This is a genomic window from Staphylococcus sp. EZ-P03, assembly GCF_003344575.1.
Classification (GTDB): Bacteria; Bacillota; Bacilli; order Staphylococcales; family Staphylococcaceae; genus Staphylococcus; species Staphylococcus simulans_B.
The window spans coordinates 94,914-112,466 of record NZ_QPMO01000016.1; the positions used below are offsets into that span (position 1 = coordinate 94,914).

At 38.9% G+C, this 17,553-nt stretch carries 18 protein-coding genes and 1 other annotated feature; all 18 genes read right to left on the minus strand.

Going from position 1 to position 17,553, the window contains the following annotated elements; translation table 11 throughout:
- Positions 1-42 precede the first annotated feature (42 nt).
- Complete coding sequence (gene rpoB / locus DVJ99_RS09025; protein ID WP_114603968.1) at positions 43-3,594, minus strand: DNA-directed RNA polymerase subunit beta; 3,552 nt, start codon at positions 3,592-3,594, stop codon at positions 43-45.
- 221 nt (positions 3,595-3,815) lie between these two features.
- Positions 3,816-4,421, minus strand: coding sequence for a class I SAM-dependent methyltransferase (locus tag DVJ99_RS09030; protein WP_114603969.1), 606 nt, complete (start codon positions 4,419-4,421; stop codon positions 3,816-3,818).
- A 284-nt stretch (positions 4,422-4,705) separates the two neighbouring features.
- Positions 4,706-5,074, minus strand: a complete 369-nt coding sequence (gene rplL, locus DVJ99_RS09035; protein WP_002481329.1) for a 50S ribosomal protein L7/L12 — start codon at positions 5,072-5,074, stop codon at positions 4,706-4,708.
- Positions 5,075-5,118: 44 nt separating this feature from the next.
- The gene (gene rplJ / locus DVJ99_RS09040) at positions 5,119-5,622 is read right to left on the minus strand and encodes a 50S ribosomal protein L10 (RefSeq protein WP_105994723.1); all 504 of its coding nucleotides are present in this window, start codon (positions 5,620-5,622) and stop codon (positions 5,119-5,121) included.
- Between the two features lie 47 nt (positions 5,623-5,669).
- Positions 5,670-5,816: a sequence feature (ribosomal protein L10 leader region), on the minus strand.
- Positions 5,817-5,959: 143 nt separating this feature from the next.
- Positions 5,960-6,655: a 50S ribosomal protein L1 gene (gene rplA, locus DVJ99_RS09045; protein ID WP_105994724.1), complete on the minus strand. Its 696-nt coding sequence runs from the start codon at positions 6,653-6,655 to the stop codon at positions 5,960-5,962.
- Between the two features lie 211 nt (positions 6,656-6,866).
- Entirely contained in the window at positions 6,867-7,289 is a 423-nt protein-coding gene (rplK, locus tag DVJ99_RS09050) for a 50S ribosomal protein L11 (RefSeq protein WP_002481326.1), read from the minus strand.
- Between the two features lie 153 nt (positions 7,290-7,442).
- Positions 7,443-7,991 carry a transcription termination/antitermination protein NusG gene (gene nusG, locus DVJ99_RS09055; protein WP_012664220.1) on the minus strand — a complete coding sequence of 183 codons (549 nt, stop codon included), beginning with the start codon at positions 7,989-7,991 and terminating at the stop codon, positions 7,443-7,445.
- Positions 7,992-8,005: 14 nt separating this feature from the next.
- Positions 8,006-8,203 (minus strand): preprotein translocase subunit SecE, encoded by a 198-nt coding sequence (gene secE, locus DVJ99_RS09060; RefSeq protein ID WP_105994725.1) that lies wholly within the window; start codon positions 8,201-8,203, stop codon positions 8,006-8,008.
- 48 nt (positions 8,204-8,251) lie between these two features.
- On the minus strand, positions 8,252-8,395 hold the full coding sequence (gene rpmG, locus DVJ99_RS09065; RefSeq protein ID WP_105994726.1) for a 50S ribosomal protein L33: 144 nt from the start codon (positions 8,393-8,395) through the stop codon (positions 8,252-8,254).
- A gap of 112 nt (positions 8,396-8,507) precedes the next feature.
- On the minus strand, positions 8,508-9,083 hold the full coding sequence (locus DVJ99_RS09070; protein ID WP_114603970.1) for an RNA polymerase sigma factor: 576 nt from the start codon (positions 9,081-9,083) through the stop codon (positions 8,508-8,510).
- Positions 9,084-9,160: 77 nt separating this feature from the next.
- On the minus strand, positions 9,161-9,691 hold the full coding sequence (locus DVJ99_RS09075; protein ID WP_105994728.1) for an NYN domain-containing protein: 531 nt from the start codon (positions 9,689-9,691) through the stop codon (positions 9,161-9,163).
- Between the two features lie 3 nt (positions 9,692-9,694).
- Positions 9,695-10,438: a 23S rRNA (guanosine(2251)-2'-O)-methyltransferase RlmB gene (rlmB, locus tag DVJ99_RS09080; RefSeq protein WP_114603987.1), complete on the minus strand. Its 744-nt coding sequence runs from the start codon at positions 10,436-10,438 to the stop codon at positions 9,695-9,697.
- A gap of 5 nt (positions 10,439-10,443) precedes the next feature.
- The gene (locus tag DVJ99_RS09085) at positions 10,444-10,845 is read right to left on the minus strand and encodes a Mini-ribonuclease 3 (RefSeq protein WP_232166814.1); all 402 of its coding nucleotides are present in this window, start codon (positions 10,843-10,845) and stop codon (positions 10,444-10,446) included.
- The gene (gene cysS, locus DVJ99_RS09090; protein WP_114603971.1) at positions 10,838-12,235 is read right to left on the minus strand and encodes a cysteine--tRNA ligase; all 1,398 of its coding nucleotides are present in this window, start codon (positions 12,233-12,235) and stop codon (positions 10,838-10,840) included. The genes DVJ99_RS09085 and cysS overlap by 8 nt, the downstream gene beginning before the upstream one ends.
- Complete coding sequence (gene cysE, locus DVJ99_RS09095; RefSeq protein ID WP_199790696.1) at positions 12,219-12,848, minus strand: serine O-acetyltransferase; 630 nt, start codon at positions 12,846-12,848, stop codon at positions 12,219-12,221. The genes cysS and cysE overlap by 17 nt, the downstream gene beginning before the upstream one ends.
- A 300-nt stretch (positions 12,849-13,148) precedes the next feature.
- A complete protein-coding gene (gltX, locus tag DVJ99_RS09100; protein ID WP_105994731.1) occupies positions 13,149-14,603 on the minus strand; it encodes a glutamate--tRNA ligase in 1,455 nt (484 codons plus the stop codon).
- 288 nt (positions 14,604-14,891) lie between these two features.
- Complete coding sequence (locus DVJ99_RS09110; protein ID WP_114603973.1) at positions 14,892-15,956, minus strand: PIN/TRAM domain-containing protein; 1,065 nt, start codon at positions 15,954-15,956, stop codon at positions 14,892-14,894.
- Positions 15,957-15,985: 29 nt separating this feature from the next.
- Positions 15,986-17,356 carry a DNA repair protein RadA gene (gene radA, locus DVJ99_RS09115; RefSeq protein ID WP_114603974.1) on the minus strand — a complete coding sequence of 457 codons (1,371 nt, stop codon included), beginning with the start codon at positions 17,354-17,356 and terminating at the stop codon, positions 15,986-15,988.
- Positions 17,357-17,553: the final 197 nt, after the last annotated feature.

A 17,553-nucleotide genomic window follows, 5' to 3' on the forward strand; every position in this document is an offset into this window, starting at 1 on the left:
TTTTAAACATTACGCTATTTGCTTATTGAACATTGAAATATATTAGTCAGTGATTTCTTTTTGAGATTCAGGGATTGAAGATTGTTGGATGTTCACTTTATGTTCGTTCACATCATCATCATCCATATCTGACATTTCAATTTCTTTATCATCTTCATCCATGACTTTAACATCAAGACCTAAACTTTGTAATTCTTTCATCAATACGCGGAATGATTCCGGAACACTTGGTCTAGAGATGTTTTCACCTTTAACGATCGCTTCATAAGTTTTTACACGACCTACAGTGTCATCAGATTTGTAAGTTAGGATTTCTTGCAATGTGTATGCAGCACCATATGCTTCAAGTGCCCATACCTCCATCTCACCGAAACGTTGTCCACCGAATTGAGCTTTACCGCCAAGTGGTTGTTGCGTAACAAGTGAGTATGGTCCAGTTGAACGCGCATGTAATTTGTCGTCAACCATGTGTGCAAGTTTCAACATGTACATTACACCAACAGAAATACGGTTATCGAATGGTTCGCCTGTACGTCCATCATACAATACAGTTTTACCATCTCTTGCCATACCTGCTTCTTCGATTGTAGACCAAACATCATCATCGTTGGCACCATCGAATACTGGTGATGCGACATGAATACCTAAGTTTTTAGCCGCCATACCTAAGTGCAATTCAAGTACTTGTCCGATGTTCATACGTGATGGTACACCTAATGGGTTTAACATGATATCAATAGGTGTTCCGTCTGGTAAGTAAGGCATATCTTCTTCAGGAACAATCTTAGAGATAACACCTTTGTTACCGTGACGACCGCACATTTTATCCCCAACGTGGATTTTACGTTTTTGAACGATGTAAACACGTACAAGTTGGTTTACACCTGGAGATAATGAATCGTCGCCGTCTTCGCGGTTGAAGACTTTAACGTCTAGAACAATACCGCCTGCACCATGTGGTACACGTAATGAAGTATCGCGGACTTCACGTGCTTTTTCACCAAAGATTGCATGTAATAAGCGTTCTTCAGCAGTTAATTCAGTGACACCTTTAGGTGTTACTTTACCAACTAAAATGTCGCCGTCTTTAACTTCTGCACCTACATAAACAATACCGCGTTCATCTAGGTTTTTAAGTGCGCTTTCTGCAACGTTCGGAATATCACGTGTGATTTCTTCAGGTCCTAATTTTGTATCACGTGCTTCTGATTCATATTCTTCGATATGAATTGAAGTGTAAACGTCGTCTTTAACAAGACGTTCACTCATGATTACAGCATCCTCGTAGTTATAACCGTCCCATGTCATGAAACCTACAACTACGTTGCGTCCAAGTGCCATCTCGCCAAGTTCCATAGAAGGACCGTCAGCTAAGATTTCGCCTTGTGATACAACATCTCCGACTTTAACAATCGGACGTTGGTTATAACATGTACCTGAGTTAGAACGTTTGAATTTAGCTAATCTATACGTATCTACTTCGCCATCATATTCTTGACCATCTTCTTCGATGATACGGCGAACTTTAATTTCGTTTGATTCAACATGTTCAACACGACCGAAATGTCTGTTGATAACTGCAGCACCTGAGTCGCGTGCAGCAACATGTTCCATACCTGTACCTACAAATGGAGATTCAGGATTCATCAATGGTACTGCTTGACGCTGCATGTTCGCACCCATTAACGCACGGTTAGAGTCATCGTTTTCTAAGAATGGGATACATGCTGTCGCAGCAGAAACAACTTGTTTAGGAGAAACGTCCATGTAGTCCATTTTCTCTCTGTCCATAGTTGTGTTGTTACCACGGAAACGACAAACGATTTCTTCGTCTAAGAAACGACCTTCGTCATCTAAACGAGAGTTCGCTTGGGCAACGACATAACTGTCTTCTTCATCAGCAGTTAAGTAATCGATTTGATCTGTTACCGCATTTTTATCATGGTCTACTTTACGATATGGTGTTTCGATAAATCCGAATTCGTTAACACGTGCATAACTTGATAACGAGTTGATTAAACCAATGTTCGGACCCTCAGGTGTCTCGATTGGACACATACGGCCATAGTGAGAATAGTGCACGTCACGTACTTCCATTTGGGCACGTTCACGTGTTAAACCACCAGGTCCTAATGCAGATAAACGACGTTTGTGTGTTAATTCTGCTAATGGGTTCGCTTGGTCCATGAATTGTGATAATTGAGAGCTGCCAAAGAATTCTTTGATAGATGCAATTACCGGACGAATGTTGATTAATTGCTGCGGTGTAATTGAATCAGTGTCTTGGATAGACATTCTTTCACGTACCACACGTTCCATTCTTGAAAGACCGATTCTGAATTGGTTTTGCAATAATTCGCCTACTGAACGTAAACGACGGTTGCCTAAGTGGTCAATATCGTCAGTTTGACCTACACCATACAATAAGTTGAAGAAGTAAGACATTGAAGCAACAATATCAGCCGGTGTAATGCATTTAACCTCTGAATCAGGGAATGCGTTGCCGATTACTGTTGTTGTACGGCCTTCTTCATCATTAGGTACATAGATTTTAATTGATTGTGTTTCAACAGGTTCGTTAACGATGCTGTCATCTAATTCATCTACTTCGATGTTTGCATTAGATTCTAAAACATCCATAATTTCGTCTAGTTTACGACGGTCTAAAACTGTGCCTTCTTCAGCAACAATTTCACCTGTTTCAGTATTAACAATCGGTTCAGCCAATTTTTGGTTGAATAAACGATGTTTTAAATGAAGTTTTTTATTCATTTTATAGCGACCAACACTTGCTAAATCATAGCGTTTTGGATCGAAGAAACGAGAATAAAGCAAGCTTTTCGCGTTTTCTACTGTAGGTGGTTCGCCAGGGCGTAAACGTTCGTAAATTTCTAATAAAGCTTGATCAGTATTTTCAGTACTGTCTTTTTCTAATGTGTTGCGCAAGTATTCATTATCGCCTAATAAATCAATAATTGATTGATCAGTTGAATAGCCTAGCGCGCGTAATAATATAGTTAACGGTAATTTTCTTGTTCTGTCGATACGCACATAAACAATATCTTTTGCATCAGTTTCAAACTCTAACCAAGCACCACGGTTAGGAATAACTGTTGCATCATAGTTTTCGCGACCGTTTTTATCTATTTTTTCATTGAAGTATACGGATGGAGAACGTACTAATTGCGAAACAATAACACGTTCCGCACCATTAATTACGAAAGTACCAGTATCTGTCATTAATGGGAAATCACCCATAAAGACTTCTTGGTCTTTCACTTCTCCTGTTTCTTTGTTAATAAGACGCACTTTGACACGAAGAGGTGCAGCATAAGTTGCGTCGCGGTTCTTAGATTCCTCTAAATCGTATTTCGGTTCACCCAATCTATAATCTACAAATTCTAAAGAAAGGTTGCCTGTGAAGTCTTCGATTGGAGAAATGTCTCTAAACATTTCTAATAAGCCTTCTTTTAAGAACCATTCATAAGATTTAGTTTGAATTTCAATAAGGTTTGGTAATTCTAAAACCTCAGAAATTCTCGCGTAATTTCTACGTTTACGATGTCTTCCATATTGGACAAATTTACCTGCCAAACAGATTCACCCCTCAAAAATTGTTCGAATGTCTCTTACATTATAAAATAAACAAAACGGTAACAAGACAAAAAGAAAACGGCAGCACACCCGATGACACCATTTTCTATTCTGTGTTATTAAAGATTTACTTTGTTATTTTATACGTAAAAGTACACACTTCTTGAACATAAATTTTTACATTCTATAACTATATCAGAAACTCATATGGTTGTCAATGGTTAACGCTTGCTTTTTAAAATATAATACCCTTTCTCTTTAGTCAGGGTTTCAACGTTCCCAAAAACAGCTTCCATTTTCTTTTTCGCTGAAGGCATGCCTTGTTTCTTTTGAATCACAACATACAACTCGCCGTCTGCCTTCAACTTCTCATATGCATCTTCTAAAATACCATGGACCACTGACTTTCCTGCCCTGATTGGCGGATTCGTCACAACCATGTCGCATGAATCATCCTGAACTTCAGCTAAACCATCGCTCTCTAAAATAGTGACATTATCAATATGATTCTTTTCACTATTTTCTTTTGCTAGATCCAGTGCACGGTGGTTCACATCCAACATGATAATTTGATGATGCGGTGATACTTTTGCGATCATCAATCCGATTGGACCGTAGCCGCAGCCGACATCAACAATGGTTTTGCTCGGTCCTGGCGGATGTTCTTTTAAGAACGTACGCACAAGCAAATCCGAACCGAAGTCGATTTTTCCTTTTGAAAATACACCGGCATCTGTCACGAGATTCAATTCATTTTGATGATAATGGTATTTAAACGTCTCTTTATGACTTTCAACATTTGGATCCTTGTCATAATAATGACTCATACTTACACCTCATTGCTTTTCTTTAGAAATCATTTGAGCCTGTTTGTTTCATTCTAAATAAAGGCAAGCACACCCTTTACTCTAAGGATACACATAACATCAGTGTTTTGCTATAAATACCTTTTATTCAAAATTGAACTGCACTCATTAGAAAAACCCCGTTAACTCAATAACGGGGTTTTCATTTCTCAAAGAATTCAGGCTGTGAAACGATGTTTCACGATATTAACAATGGTAATTAGCCTCGTTCTCTTTTCATTTAGTTATTGGCTGTTTAAATAGAATTATTTTAATTCTACAGTTGCGCCAACTTCTTCTAATGTTTCTTTAAGTTTTTCAGCTTCTTCTTTAGGTAAAGCTTCTTTGATTACTTTAGGAGCGTTGTCTACTAATTCTTTAGCGTCTTTTAATCCTAAGCCAGTTGCGTCTTTAACAGCTTTAACAACTTTGATTTTTGATGATCCAGCTGAAGTTAACTCAACGTCAAATTCAGTTTTTTCTGCTGCTGCGTCTCCGCCGCCTGCTGCACCTGCTGCTGCTACTGGAGCTGCTGCAGTTACACCAAATTCTTCTTCGATTGCTTTTACTAAGTCATTTAATTCTAATACTGACATTTCTTTAATTGCTTCAATGATTTGTTCTTGATTAGCCATTATATATTTCCTCCATTTTTTAAATAATTATTTGTGCGTACTGATTATTCAGCACTTTCTTCTTCTTTTGATTCGCCAACTGCTTTAACTGCATAAGCGAAGTTGCGTACAGGAGCTTGTAATACAGAAAGTAACATAGATACAAGACCGTCGTGAGATGGTAAAGAACCAACAGTTTTAACTTCTTCTGCTGAGATAACACTACCGTCCATCACGCCTGTTTTAATTTCTAAAGCTTCGTGTTCTTTAGCAAATCCAGCGATAACTTTTGCAGGAGCAACTACGTCTTCAGTAGCTGTTGCAATAGCAGTCGGACCTACTAAGAATTCGTCAATACCTTCGATTCCCGCTTGTTCTGCAGCACGACGTAACATAGTGTTTTTGTAAACTTTGTACTCAACACCTGCTTCACGTAATTGTTTACGTAATTCAGTTACTTCAGCTACTGTTAAACCACGGTAATTCACGATTACTGTTGAAACAGAATTTTTAAGTTGATCAGCGATTTGGTCAACTAATTGTTTTTTAGCTTCAATAATTCCAGACATTTAGACACCTCCATATAAATTTTGTTCGGTGCTTTTTATTTGAGCCTTACCCAATAAAAAAAGCACTTTCACCCCACGGCAAAAAGTGCTTGAAAGTTTTATAGTTCACGTTCAAGTCAATTTTAGCCTCGGTAGGATCACTATTTTAAGTTATTTCTAACTCCTACTGTCTTAGGTAAAATAATCACATCAATAAATATAACTGTTACGATGTAATATGTCAATATGTTTTAAAAAAAACTAGAGAAAATATTTTTAAAGCCTTGCAGATATGAATCTATACGATTGGCACTGTGCAACTTTAGCATTTTCTCTAGTTCTTAGTTTCATTTATATATTAAAGTTTGAAGCTTGAAGTATCTACTTTAACACCAGGGCCCATTGTAGTTGACACTGCAACAGACTTGAAGTAAGTACCTTTAGCTGAAGCTGGTTTAGCTTTTGTTAAAACGTCTTGCAACGCTTTGAAGTTTTCAACTAAATCTTCAGTACTGAATGATACTTTACCGATTGAAGCGTGGACAATACCAGCTTTCTCAGCACGGTATTCTACTTTACCTGCTTTGATTTCTTCAACCGCTTTTTTAACGTCCATTGTTACTGTGCCAGTTTTAGGGTTAGGCATTAAACCTTTAGGTCCTAATACACGACCTAATTTACCAACTTCGCCCATCATGTCCGGTGTAGCTACTACTACATCGAAATCGAACCAGCCTTGTTGGATTTTAGTTGCGTATTCTGATTCGCCTACGTAATCTGCGCCAGCTTCTTGAGCTTCAGTCGCTTTATCACCTTTCGCGAATACTAATACACGTTGAGTTTTACCAGTTCCGTGCGGTAATACTACTGCACCACGGATTTGCTGGTCGTTTTTACGAGTATCGATACCTAAACGGAATGCTACTTCAACAGAAGCATCGAAGTTTGCAACGCTAGTTTCTTTAGCTAAGCTGATTGCATCTTCAACACCGTAATATTCATTACGGTCAACTTTTTTAGCAGCTTCTAGATACTTTTTACCTTTTTTAGCCATTTATATTTTCCTCCTTTAGTGGTTTTAGCGGAATGTCCTCCCACATTACTTGCTATCGCAAGTTAAGAGCAGATGACGCCATAATTGTTCGCAACATGTTTCATTGGATTCACTTATTTGTCATCTGCCGCATTTGTTTCAAGTTTCTAATTGTTATTCGTTTTCGTTTAATAAGTACTCAATTTGCATTGAGCTGCTTATAAGTACGCTATTATTCTACAGTGATACCCATACTACGTGCAGTACCTTCGACAATACGCATTGCCGCTTCAATATCTGCCGCGTTTAAGTCAGGCATTTTTGTTTCAGCGATTTCACGTACTTGATCTTTAGTTACTGTAGCAACTTTGTTTTTGTTAGGTTCACCAGAACCTTTGTCAACGCCAGCTGCTTTTTTAAGTAGTACTGGAGCCGGTGGAGTTTTTGTAATGAATGTAAATGAACGGTCTTCATATACACTGATTTCTACCGGAATGATTAAACCTGCTTGTTCTTGTGTTCTCGCGTTGAATTCTTTACAGAATCCCATAATGTTCACACCTGCTTGACCTAATGCTGGACCAACTGGTGGTGCTGGGTTCGCTTTACCTGCAGGAATTTGCAATTTAACTACTTTTTCTACTTTTTTAGCCACGATGTGCACCTCCTTGATATCGTGATGTGGTCACAGGGCTCAGTTTTGCCCTCCCACTCTTAAAACATTTCGTGACGAAATGGCCGCCTTCTTCCAAAGCACGACCATAATATTATATCATTGAAAAAATGTAAAATCAATACCCGAATTGCATTACAATTTTTCGATTTGATCAAACTCTACTTCTACAGGAGTTTCTCTGCCAAACATATCTACTAATACTGTAAGTTTGAATTTGTCTGCTTCAATCTCTTGAACTTCACCGACTTGGTTGGCAAATGGGCCGGATTTGATACGTACTTGCTCTCCGACTTCGACTTCTACATCGATAGTTTTTTCTTTCATTCCCATTTGTTTCAAAATAAAGCGAACTTCATCCGGCAGCAGCGGGTTAGGTTTTGATCCAGCACCTGCTGAACCGACAAAGCCTGTAACACCTGGTGTATTTCTTACGACATACCAAGACTCATCTGTCATGACTAATTCCACTAATACATAACCAGGGAATGTCTTTTTCGTTAATTTCTTCGCTTTACCGTCTTTAACTTGTGTTTCCTCTTCTTCTGGTATGACAACTCTGAAAATCTGTTCTGTCATATTCATTGATTCAACACGTTTCTCTAAATTTTTCTTAACTTTATTTTCGTAGCCAGAGTAAGTATGCACGGCATACCAACGCTTTGCTCCAACTTCTTCAGACATGCTGTCACTCCTCATTAACTAATTAATTCTATTAATCTACCGATTCCCAAATCTAAGGCATAGAAGAAGATTAAGAAAAATATTACTGTAACAATTACAATAGTTGTATATTTTACGAGTTCTGGTCCAGTCGGCCAGCTCGTCTTCTCCATCTCAGATATAACGCCTTTGAAGAAACTTTCTTTCGGTGTTTTGTTTTTATCTTCAGCCATTGTCGTACCTCCAATTAATCATTAATTTCATCTTGGCCTTAAGAGCAATTACTTCGATTCCTTGTGTATTGTATGCGCATTGCATTTTTTGCAATACTTCTTCAACACGAGTCTTTCTGCAAGGTTGCTGTTTTTTGGTACGGTATAGTTTCTATTGCCGCAAATTTCACAGTTAAGCGGGACTTTCTTCATAATACCTTCACCTTACCTATATTAAATACTCACTAACTATACATAAGAAACCCTCAAATTGTCAAACGTCTAGTGAATTGTACTTTGTATCTATAAGTGTAACGAAATGCACTTAACTATCCAATAATTCATGCATTTTGCGCAGCTTCGTTTTACTTCGGTGCAATGCATTATAAACCGTTTTTTCACTAATGCCCATCGCTTTTGCTGTTTCACTTGGGGAATAATCATCCAACATATATTGTACTACTTCTTGCTCTAATTTGCTTAATTTCTTGCAGCAGTCCATAAGAATTTCTATACGCTCTTTTAAAATAAGCTGTTCTTCTATTGAAGGACGCGCACTGCGGTAAACACTTTTTGCTTCTTCAATTAAGTGCTCTTGCTGAAGTTTTAAACGTTCTTGCTTTCGGTAGTAATCATATTTAGATGTTTTGACAAGGCGATTGAAGTAATGCTCGAAGGGTGTCGCTTCGATGATTTTAAAGTGATGAATATTTCTGCTGATTCTTATGGAGATATCTTGCAACAAGTCTTCGCAATCATGCGGTGCAATTGATGTATGCATAACACGCCTGCAAATTTCAGGGTGCAGCTTTTTCAGCAGCTTATGCATTGCTTGTGCATCATGTGCTTGTACAAGTTGTATTAAAGGGACAATGTCTTGAGGAAATGGAGTTTTCTGCATCGCTGTAAGTTCTATCCTTTCATAAAAGTGAACTTATCATAGCGGAATGCTTATCAAATAAGCAAGATACAGAAAACTTATTTTTCATTGTCTCCTCTTCTGATTTTTTCAAATTCTGATAATACTTCATCAGAAAGCTGAATACGTGTACGCGGTTTGTTATTATTGAACGTTTTCATGGTCGAACTGACACTTGCTTCGCTTAATTTGATGTTTTGCCACATTTCTCTGGATGAAATACGGTATGCACCTGTTCCGAATATAGCGTGCTGTTCGCTCAGATCACTTGTCACAACCGCAATATGGGTTGTATGTTTGTCATATAACCCATATACAAAGCGCTCAATAAAGCTGTCGGCTGTTTCGTTTTCTTTCGTAAAAATCGTTCTTACGCCATGATAATAGAACTCGCTTTCAGTACCTTCTTGTTCATATGCATCAAAAACACAAATGACTTCGTCTGCCACAGTCGCATTGTAATTACCAATGGCCAGTAATAACTTCTCTCTTGCTTCCTCTAAATTTTCTTTTGCAAGATTAGACAAAGCGGTACTGTGGCCAATCATATTGTAGCCGTCGATGATTAGATAACGGTCCTTATTCTTCATAACTTACTCTCCAACCGGATGACGTTTGCGATAAATTTCGTACATCATCAAACTTGCCGCTACAGATGCATTTAAGCTGTTGATATGCCCTACCATTGGAATTTTAATATAAAAGTCGCATTTCTCTTTGACAAGACGGCTCATGCCATGACCTTCATTGCCGATTACAATTGCAATCGGCATATCTGCACTCATTTGACGGTAGTCTGTTGCGTTATCAGCTGCAGTTCCGGCAATCCAGTAGCCTTCTTCTTTCAATTTATCCATTGTTTGGGCTAAATTGGTAACACGTGTGACCGGTATATGCTGAATCGCACCTGCAGATGCCTTAGCTACTGTTTGCGTTAAAGCCACTGAACGGCGTTTGGGAATAATGACACCGTCTACTCCGGCCGCATCTGCTGTTCTTAGAATCGACCCTAAATTATGCGGATCTTCCAGGCCGTCTAACAACATTAAAGTCGGCAGATGATCTTGTGCTTTTAATTTTGCTAACAAGTCTTCCAGCTCAACATATTCATAGGGCGCAACGAGGGCCGCAACACCTTGGTGCGGTGCTTCAGCTAATCCATCTAATTTCGTTTTTGGTACGGTTTGCACGATTAATTTTTGCTTTTTTGCATTTTTTAAGATTTCATCAAGTTGTTGCTTTTTTACACCATCTTGAATCAGAATCTTATTGATTGGATGCCCAGAAGTAATCGCTTCTTTAACGGCATGTCTTCCTACAATCACTGAATCTTCCACATCCATCACACCCTTTCTTCTACTTCAGATACAATACGACAAAGCAAAGCTTCAAGGCGCTCTGTACGGCCTTCTAGGTATAAGAAACCGATAACAGCTTCCAGCCCTGAACTTTTGCGGTAAGTCTGAATATCTGTATTTTTTGCTTTGGTATGGCTTTTCGCATTGCGGCCTCTGCGGACAATTTCCAACTCTTCTTCAGTCAGCCACTCTGCTTCGATTAAGCTTTCCAACGTCAGTGCTTGGCTTTTAGCCGAAACAAAACGTTTCGCCTGCTGATGCAAACGATTAGGTTTAGCACGCAGCTTTAAGATAATGTGCTGTCTGACATATTGGTCTAAAACTGCATCCCCCATATATGCGAGTGATAAGGGGTTCAGCAGTTTAATATTTTGCGCATTATCCACGTTTGAATCTCACACCTTGCGGCGTATCTTCAAGAATAATATTTTTCGCTTTTAATTCATCGCGGATTTCATCAGCACGCGCATAATCTTTATTTTTTCGTGCTTCATTACGTTCTTCGATTAATGCTTCGATTTCTTCATCTAACAATTCTTCTTGTTTGCCTTTTAACGGTACACCTAAGACATCGCTGAAGATTTGGAAGACTTCTTTAAAGCGTTCGATGACTTTTTTAGATGTCGTATTTTCCATGACATATTTATTCGCTAATTTTGCTAAGTCATACCAAGTTGTAATCGCATTCGCTGTGTTGAAGTCATCGTCCATCACTGTTTCAAATTGTTCTAACAATGCATCCACTTGTTCAATATATTCTGATTGATCTTCGATATCAGATGCAATCGCTTCTCTTTCTTCTAAAGCTTGATAACTATTGCGGATACGTTCTAATCCTGCTTTCGCTGATTCTACTAACTCCATATTGTAGTTGATTGGACTGCGGTAATGTACGCTGATCATGAAGAAACGCAGTACATCCGGGTCTACTTCTTTAATGATGTCGTGTACTAATACGAAGTTGCCTAATGATTTACTCATTTTTTCATTGTTGATATTGATGAAACCATTATGCATCCAATAGTTCGCAAAAGGCGCATGGTTATGTGCTTCAGATTGTGCGATTTCGTTTTCATGGTGAGGGAACTGCAAGTCGCTGCCCCCTGCGTGAATATCGATTGTTTCGCCTAATTCATTGTATGCCATAACAGAGCATTCGATATGCCAGCCTGGACGGCCTTTGCCGAACGGGCTGTCCCAGCTGATTTCGCCCGGTTTTGCTTTTTTCCATAATGTGAAGTCTAACGCATCTTCTTTTTGCTCGCCTGATTCAATACGTGCACCGACTTTTAAGTCATCAATAGATTGGTGGCTGAGTTTGCCGTAGCCTTCAAACTTGCGTGTTCTGAAGTATACGTCGCCTTCACTTTCGTAAGCATAACCTTGGTCCACGAGGTTTTGAATAAATTGGATGATATCATCCATATGATTCATAACACGCGGATTAGATGTTGCTTTTTTAACGTTCAATGCGCCTGTATCTTCGTAGAACGCTTTAATATAACGGTCTGCGATTTCAGGCACACTTTCGTTTAATTCTTTTGAACGTTTGATTAATTTGTCATCCACATCCGTGAAGTTAGATACATAGTTCACATCGTAGCCTTTATATTCAAAATAGCGGCGGACTACGTCGTAGTTGATAGCTGGACGCGCATTCCCGATATGAATATAGTTGTAAACCGTCGGACCGCAGACATACATTTTAACTTTGCCTTCTTCTAAAGGCTTAAACGGTTCTTTTTTTCTTGTTAATGTATTATATAATGTAATCATCTTGAATCTCTCCATTCTTAACTTGCTCTAGTTGTTTCTCTAATTGTTTCATTTGTTCGTAGATTGGGTCTGGTAAGTTGAGATGGTCGAAGTTTTTACCAATACGTTTGCCATGTTGTTTTACAATATGACCAGGAATACCGACTACCGTTGAATAACTTGGTACGTTCGTTAATACCACTGAGTTTGCGCCGATATTGACGTTTGAATCTACTTTGATATTGCCTAAAATTTTTGAACCCGCTGCAATCAACACGTTATCTCCGATATCAGGGTGGCGTTTACCTTTCTCTTTACCTGTACCGCCGAGTGTGACACCTTGGTAAATCGTTACATTATCGCCGATTGTACAAGTTTCGCCGATAACCACTCCCATACCATGGTCAATAAATAAACGTTTGCCTATTTTGGCACCGGGGTGAATTTCAATCCCAGTGAAAAAGCGTGATACTTGTGAAATAATACGTGCAGCAACGTAGTGCTTTTTATTATAAAGTTTGTGTGCCAGCAAGTGATTCCAAACTGCATGCAATCCTGCATAAGTTGTCACAACCTCAAATGACGTCTTAGCCGCAGGATCTTGTTCGAATACCATTTTTATATCGTCTCTCATTCTTTTAAACAAGTTATTCCCCTCCTATATATAACGAAAGCACCTCTAACAACTTAATGTCAGAGGTGCTTCGCACGGTTCCACTCTTCTTCAGTATGCGTGATACAAATGTTTCAAGACATACTCTCTCAAATCCCGTATTTATCATTGTCTGAACCAAGGTGCATTCAATAACGCTCAAGATGTGCTCGCAGCAGCCGCACACTCTCTGGACTTGAAACTTTATCTACTAATCCTCAGTAATTACTTCTAATAATAGGTGGTTTGCGTTGAAAATTCAAGCAGTGTCCCCCATTGAAATTATAGATATTTTTTTAAACGGTTCAGTACTTTTTCTTTACCTAATACTTCAATCGTATTCGGTAATTCCGGACCATGCATTGATCCTGTTACTGCAACACGAATCGGCATAAATAATTGTTTGCCTTTAATACCTGTTTCTTTTTGAACTTCTTTGATTGTTTTTTTGATTTCAGCCGCTTCAAACGGTTCTAACGCTTCTAACTTACCGTATAAATGTTCAATAAGTTCTGGCACTTGTTCACCGTTGATAACTTCTTGTTCTTCTTCTCCTAACTCGATTTCGTCTCTGAAGAAGATTTCAGAAAGCGGTACGATTTCACCTGCATAGCTCATTTCTTTTTGGTATAAACCGATTAATTTGCGACCCCAGTCTAAATCTTTTTCAGATGGTGATTCTGGAATCAATCCTGCATTGATTAAATGCGGCAATGCAAGTTCGAAGACTGTTTCTGAGTCTTTTTGTTTCATGTATTGGTTGTTAACCCAAGCTAATTTTTTCTTATCGAAGAATGCTGGTGATTTTTGCAAACGATTTTCATCGAATAATTTAATAAATTCTTCTCTAGAGAAGATTTCTTCTTCGCCTTCAGGTGACCAGCCAAGCAATGTAATGAAGTTGAATAATGCTTCCGGCAAGTAGCCTAAGTCGCGATATTGTTCGATGAATTGAAGGATTTGACCATCACGTTTACTTAATTTTTTACGTTGTTCGTTCACGATTAATGAAATGTGGCCGAAACGCGGCGGTTCCCAACCAAATGCTTCATAAATCATTAATTGTTTAGGTGTGTTTGAAACATGGTCATCACCGCGGATAACGTCAGAGATTTCCATGTAGTGGTCATCTGCAGCTACTGCGAAGTTGTAAGTCGGAACACCGTCTTTTTTCACAATAACCCAGTCGCCGATGTTGTCTGATTCAAATGATACTTCGCCTTTAACCATATCATCGAATTTATAGACTTTGCCTTTTGGTACACGGAAACGAATTGCCGGAAGACGTCCTTCTGCTTCGAATGCTTCTCTTTCTTCTTGTGTTAAATGAGCATGTTTACCTGCATAGCGCGGTGTTTCTCCGCGTGCAATTTGGCCTTCGCGTTCCGCTTCTAATTCTTCTTCAGTCATATAGCATTTATATGCTTTATCTTCTGCTAATAATTGTTCTACTAAAGGATCGTAGAATTTACCACGTTCAGATTGACGATACGGACCATAACCATTGTCTTTATCAACAGATTCGTCCCAATCAAGACCTAACCATTTCAAGTTGCTGAATTGTGAAGATTCGCCGTCTTCTAAGTTACGTTTTTTATCCGTATCCTCAATACGTACAATAAAGTCTCCATCATAATGTTTAGCAAATAAATAGTTGAATAGTGCTGTTCTAGCGTTTCCGATATGCAAGTAACCTGTTGGACTCGGTGCATATCTGACTCTTACGCGATCACTCATTATTTCGTTCACTCCTGTATTTTTAGATTATTAAAAAGAAAGCGGCAAAATGTCCGTACATTTTATACTTCCTTTTGAGATAGTGATTAATCAGAAAATGCTTGATTATCGTTTGCAAGACAAGGTCAAAAACCTGTGTATCGGCATGACTTTGACTGACAAGAAATAGCCAGGCAATTCTGTACCCATTCTTACTTATTGTAGCATTACAAGCCGTATTTGGTAAGCCCATTGCTTCAACTAAACGGCTGTAAATGCATCCTTGTTCCATGTGAAACAATAAACAAACTAGCGTTTCATCAATTTCGCAAAGACGATACGTCCTGATGATGTTTGCAGAATGCTTGTGATTTCAATATCGACATGCTGGCCGACTAATGTTTTAGCATCATCAATTACTACCATTGTGCCATCTTCTAAATAGCCGACACCTTGTCCCGGCTCTTTACCCATTTTCGTCAATAAAAGGTTGATTTGATCCCCTTGACGTACTGTAGGCTTCACTGCTTCTGACAAGTCGTTGACATTCAGTACTTTAATGCCTTGCACACGTGAAATTTTATTTAAATTAAAGTCTGTCGTAATCAAGTCTGCTTTGTATTTATGTGCCAGTTTAATCAATAAAGCGTCGATATCATTATATGATTTTTGCGGATGCACTACTTGCGAAGGATGATCTGCGTCATGAATTTTATTCAAGATATCCAAACCTCTTTGGCCTTTCTCTCTTTTGACGCTGTCTGTCGAATCTGCGACCACTTGCAGCTCATTGATTACACCTTGAGGAATCAAGATTTCACCGTCTAAGAAACCGCATTGAATCACATCTAAAATTCTACCGTCGATCACAGCGCTGGTATCGATAATTTTCGGTGTTGCGCGCAGTGCGTTCATAGAAGCTGAACGTGCCATCTTTTCTGGCAGGAATGCTAACATCTCATCCCTTTTCTTCAAGCCGAACTGGAACCCTAAATAACTTAAAAAGACTGTAATGATAATAGGTAGGACATGAAGGAACAGTGATGAACCTATAATATTTAAAATAAAGGCAATCATTACAGAAATAAAGAGTCCCATAATCAATCCGATTGCCGCAAATAGAATTTCAACAGCACTGTGACGCATAATAAACACTTCTAATCGACGCAGTGTCCGCGTGATTTTCGGTATTAACAAACCGAAAATGATAAAGAAGCCGATAATTCCTAATAATGCTGCGATATACTTGTTTGTCAGCCATGGATACGTATGTACCAAATTCGTATCTTTCGCAATGTCAGGAATAATCAAAATGCCTAAGCTGATTCCCAAAATGAAATAGCTTACAATGACAATTGTCTTTATAATATTCATCTGATAGCCCCCTTTCTTTATATTTGGTATCAGCTTTTCATCAATGCAAAATTCAATGCTTCATGCACACTGGTTACACCGATGACTTGAATATTGTCAGGAAAATCCCAACCTCCTATATTTGTTTTAGGAATAATGACACGTTTAAATCCGAGTTTCGCTGCCTCTTGCACACGTTGTTCAATACGTGATACACGACGTACTTCCCCCGTTAAACCAACCTCACCGACAAAGCAATCCATACCATTGACCGGCTGGTCTTTGAAGCTGGATGCAACTGCTGCGATGATAGCCAAGTCGACTGCAGGTTCTGTCAGACGTACACCGCCTGCCACTTTAACGTACGCATCTTGCTGCTGAAGCAGGTAGCTTTCTTTCTTCTCTAAGACCGCCATCAGCAAGTTCAAGCGGTTATGATCAATCCCTGTCGCCATACGTCTCGGGTTATTGAATGTCGTCGGTGTGACTAAGGCTTGTACTTCAATTAATAAAGGACGTGTTCCTTCCATAGTCGGCACAATCGTTGAACCCGCAACATTCGTTGAACGTTCTTCTAAAAACATTTCTGAAGGGTTTTTGACTCCTTTTAAACCACTGTGTTTCATTTCGAAAATACCCATTTCATTGGTTGAACCGAAACGGTTTTTCACTGCACGCAAAATTCTGTATGCATGGTGCTCATCGCCTTCGAAGTATAAGACGGTATCCACCATATGTTCTAATAAACGCGGTCCGGCAATTTGACCTTCTTTGGTCACGTGTCCCACAATAAATGTCGCAATGTTCATCTGTTTTGCGATTCCCATCAAGATTTGCGTACTTTCTCTGACTTGCGATACTGAACCTGGTGCTGAACTGATATCAGGATGATAGACAGTTTGAATAGAGTCTACTACGACTAAATCAGGCTGTGTTTGTTTTACGGCCTCTTTAATCACTTCTAAATCCGTTTCCGCAAATACATTCAATTGACTTGAATCTTCTTCTAAGCGATCTGCACGCAATTTGGTTTGGTTCAGTGATTCCTCACCGGTAATATATAATACTTTCTTATTTTGAGATAATGCAGAACAAATCTGCAGCAGCAATGTAGATTTCCCGATACCCGGGTCGCCGCCGATAAGCACTAGCGAACCTTGTACAATACCTCCGCCCAAGACACGATCAAATTCAGGCGAGCTCGTGTGGATACGCGGTGTCGTTTCATGCTGCACTTGATTTAATTTTGTTACTTTAGCTGTTTGTTCGCGTGTACGCATCCCTCTTCCGCTGGGTGTTTCTTTTTGAGAGATTACCTCTTCCATTTGGTTCCAAGCTCCGCAATTCGGGCATTTCCCCATCCATTTCGGTGATTGGTAACCACAAGCCATACACTCGAATGTCACTTTCTTTTTCGCCAAATTTACACCACCTATTTTTATGTGAAAAACATATCTATTTTACCGCTTTATGCATTTAAATGCTATTAATGATTGCTTTACTATTTTATACCTGAATCCTGTCTGCTCACAATCATAAATAGTATGATTTAAAATAATCATATCAGATTTCTTTGCGGTCACATATTATAACACCTTTAACCTATTATAACCTCAAA